Source organism: Pseudomonas sp. (genome assembly GCF_030690725.1).
GTDB lineage: Bacteria > Pseudomonadota > Gammaproteobacteria > Pseudomonadales > Pseudomonadaceae > Aquipseudomonas.
The window spans coordinates 1-3,661 of sequence record NZ_JAUYGD010000042.1 but is presented as its reverse complement, the minus strand read 5'-3'; the positions used below and the strand labels follow the sequence as shown (position 1 = coordinate 3,661).

The window sequence follows — 3,661 nt, the reverse complement described above, 5'->3', positions numbered from 1 at the left end:
TCCCCGTAGGGTGCGCCGTGCGCACCATCAAACAGCTGGACCGGTGCGCACGGCGCACCCTACAGCATGCCGGACAAAAACTGCGGACAAAGAAAAAGGGTAGCCAAGGCTACCCTTTTACTTACACACAATGAAGCCGGTGACTTAACCGCCGAACTTCTTGCGCAACTGCTGGACGGTACGCAGCTGAGCCGCGACCTCAGCCAGGTGAGCGGCGGCGGAACCGTAGTCGAACTCCGCGCCCTTCTCGTGCAGTGCACGCTCGGCAGCATTGAGGGCTTCCTGAGCTGCAGCTTCGTCAATATCGGCAGCACGCTGCACGGTATCGGCGAGCACTTTCACCACATTCGGTTGAACTTCCAGGAAGCCACCAGAGATGTAGTAAACCTCGGCCTCGCCACCCTGCTTGATCAAGCGAATCGGGCCTGGCTTGAGATCGGTCAACAGAGGCGCGTGGCCGGGTGCAATACCCAGGTCGCCCAAGTTGCCGTGTGCAATCACCATTTCCACCAGGCCGGAGAAGATTTGCCCCTCAGCGCTGACGATATCGCAATGGACTGTCATGGCCATATCTAACCTCACGTATCGATCATCTGAACGCTACTACGTTCGACTATGCAATCGTTGAAACCAGGCTCAAAAGTAAACAACGCTTTCTCGCCTGACCTCACCTTGCCCAGCCTTCGCTCGCTGGCGTTCAACCAGACCGTGAGCGCCCGTTACCGGGCGCACCGATTACAGCTTCTTGGCTTTTTCGACGGCTTCTTCGATACCGCCAACCATGTAGAACGCCTGCTCTGGCAGGTGATCATAGTCGCCGTTAAGAATGCCGCTGAAACCAGCGATGGTGTCCTTCAGGGAAACGTACTTGCCCGGCGAGCCGGTAAATACTTCAGCCACGAAGAACGGCTGGGACAGGAAGCGCTGGATCTTACGAGCACGGGATACCAGCTGCTTGTCTGCTTCGGACAGTTCGTCCATACCCAGAATCGCGATGATGTCCTTCAGCTCTTTGTAGCGCTGCAGTACGTACTGCACGCCGCGAGCGGTGTCGTAGTGCTCCTGGCCGATAACCATCGGGTCCAGCTGGCGCGACGTCGAGTCGAGTGGATCGACCGCTGGGTAGATACCCAGGGAGGCGATGTCACGGGACAGTACAACGGTGGCGTCCAAGTGGGCGAAGGTGGTCGCCGGGCTTGGGTCGGTCAGGTCGTCCGCAGGTACGTATACGGCCTGGATCGAGGTGATCGAACCGGTCTTGGTCGAAGTAATACGCTCTTGCAGAACGCCCATTTCTTCGGCCAGGGTCGGCTGATAACCCACTGCCGACGGCATACGGCCGAGCAGTGCGGATACTTCAGTACCGGCCAGGGTGTAACGGTAGATGTTGTCCACGAAGAACAGCACATCACGGCCTTCGTCACGGAACTTCTCGGCCATGGTCAGGCCGGTCAGTGCTACGCGCAGACGGTTGCCTGGTGGCTCGTTCATCTGACCGTAAACCAGGGCTACCTTGTCACGAACGTTGGAGTCCTTCATCTCGTGGTAGAAGTCGTTACCCTCACGAGTACGCTCACCCACACCGGCGAACACGGAATAACCGCTGTGCTCGATGGCGATGTTACGGATCAGTTCCATCATGTTTACGGTTTTGCCTACACCGGCACCACCGAACAGACCGACTTTACCGCCCTTGGCGAACGGGCAAACCAGGTCGATAACCTTGATGCCGGTTTCCAGCAGCTCGTTGGAGCCAGCTTGTTCAGCGTAGGAAGGCGCGGCACGGTGAATGCCCCAACGCTCTTCTTCGCCAATCGGGCCAGCTTCGTCGATTGGGTTGCCCAGCACGTCCATGATACGGCCCAGGGTTTTCACCCCAACCGGTACCTGGATACCTGCGCCAGTGCTGCCGACGCTCAGGCCACGCTTGAGGCCTTCGGTCGAACCCATCGCAATGGTACGTACCACGCCGTCGCCCAGCTGCTGCTGAACTTCCAGGGTGGTTTCGGCGCCGACTACTTTCAGCGCTTCATAAACACTCGGCACTTGATCACGCGGGAATTCCACGTCGATAACGGCGCCGATGATTTGAACGATACGTCCGCTACTCATCTTTGGTTCCTCTGAATATTTGAACCGTGCTTAAACCGCGGCAGCGCCGCCGACGATTTCCGAAATTTCCTGGGTGATCGCTGCCTGACGTGCCTTGTTGTAAACCAACTGCAGGTCTTTGATGATATCGCCAGCGTTGTCGGTGGCGTTCTTCATCGCGATCATCCGGGCCGCTTGTTCAGCCGCGTTGTTCTCAACCACTGCCTGGTACACCTGCGACTCCACGTAACGCACCATCAAGCCGTCGAGCAGCTCTTTGGCGTCGGGTTCGTACAGGTAGTCCCAGTGGTGCTTGAGTTCTTTATCCGGATCAGCCACCAGCGGAATCAACTGCTCCACTGTCGGCTTTTGCGTCATGGTATTGATGAACTTGTTCGAGACCACGGACAAACGATCGATGCGACCATCGAGGTAGGCATCGAGCATTACCTTGACGCTACCGATCAGATCATTGATCGACGGTTCTTCGCCCAGGTGGCTGATCGCAGCAACGATGTTGCCACCAAAGTTGCGGAAGAACGCCGCGCCTTTGCTGCCAACTACGCAGAGATCAATCTCTACGCCTTGCTCGCGATTGCTCGCCATGTCTTTGACCAGAGCCTTGAACAGGTTGGTGTTCAGACCACCACACAGACCACGGTCCGAGCTCACCACAACATAACCAACGCGCTTTACTTCGCGCTCGATCATGAACGGGTGACGGTATTCCGGGTTGGCGTTGGCCAGATGACCAATCACCTGGCGGATACGCTCCGCGTAGGGACGGCTAGCAGCCATGCGCATTTGTGCTCTGCGCATTTTGCTGACCGCCACCTTTTCCATGGCGCTGGTGATCTTCTGCGTGCTTTTGATGCTCGCAATCTTGCTGCGAATCTCTTTTGCGCCTGCCATTTGACACCTATCGGGTTAGCAAGCGGGGACCTCACGGCCCCCGCTGCGGCTTACCAGGTTTGGGTGGCCTTGAACTTCTCGATACCGGCTTTCAGGCCAGCGTCGATTTCGTCATTAAAGTCACCCTTCTCGTTGATCTTCGCCAGCAGTGCGGCGTGATCCCGGTTGAAGTAAGCAATCAGGGCCTGCTCGAATGCACCAATCTTGGCGACTTCGATATCGACCAGGAAACCACGCTCGGCGGCATACAGCGACAGCGACATGTCAGCAATCGACATTGGCGCATATTGCTTCTGCTTCATCAGCTCAGTAACGCGCTGACCGTGCTCAAGTTGCTTACGGGTGGCTTCGTCCAGGTCAGAAGCAAACTGGGCGAATGCCGCCAGTTCACGGTACTGAGCCAGAGCGGTACGGATACCACCGGAGAGCTTCTTGATGATCTTGGTCTGTGCAGCACCACCCACGCGGGATACCGAAATACCGGCGTTGACCGCAGGACGGATACCCGAGTTGAACATGGCCGATTCCAGGAAGATCTGACCGTCGGTGATCGAGATCACGTTGGTCGGCACGAAGGCCGACACGTCACCGGCCTGGGTCTCGATGATCGGCAGCGCCGTCAGCGAGCCGCCCGGCTGCTTGATCCGAGGGTCGAAGG

Annotated in this window: 3 protein-coding genes and 1 pseudogene; all 4 read right to left on the bottom strand. The window is 57.5% G+C overall.

What is annotated here, in order from left to right:
• Positions 1-144: 144 nt before the first annotated feature.
• Positions 145-570, bottom strand: coding sequence for a F0F1 ATP synthase subunit epsilon (locus Q8O69_RS10730; protein WP_305252878.1), 426 nt, complete (start codon positions 568-570; stop codon positions 145-147).
• A gap of 165 nt (positions 571-735) precedes the next feature.
• Positions 736-2,112: a F0F1 ATP synthase subunit beta gene (atpD, locus tag Q8O69_RS10725; RefSeq protein ID WP_305591980.1), complete on the bottom strand. Its 1,377-nt coding sequence runs from the start codon at positions 2,110-2,112 to the stop codon at positions 736-738.
• 30 nt (positions 2,113-2,142) lie between these two features.
• Positions 2,143-3,003 (bottom strand): F0F1 ATP synthase subunit gamma, encoded by an 861-nt coding sequence (atpG, locus tag Q8O69_RS10720; RefSeq protein ID WP_090378658.1) that lies wholly within the window; start codon positions 3,001-3,003, stop codon positions 2,143-2,145.
• 50 nt (positions 3,004-3,053) lie between these two features.
• A pseudogene (locus Q8O69_RS10715) lies at positions 3,054-3,661 on the bottom strand (F0F1 ATP synthase subunit alpha); the annotation flags it as partial.

What these genes read in the sequence shown, in the direction of transcription:
- atpD (WP_305591980.1), bottom strand. Translation starts at nt 2,112, where the DNA reads ATGAGTAGCGGACGTATCGTTCAAATCATCGGCGCCGTTATCGACGTG.
- atpG (WP_090378658.1), bottom strand. Translation starts at nt 3,003, where the DNA reads ATGGCAGGCGCAAAAGAGATTCGCAGCAAGATTGCGAGCATCAAAAGC.
- Q8O69_RS10730 (WP_305252878.1), bottom strand. Translation starts at nt 570, where the DNA reads ATGGCCATGACAGTCCATTGCGATATCGTCAGCGCTGAGGGGCAAATC.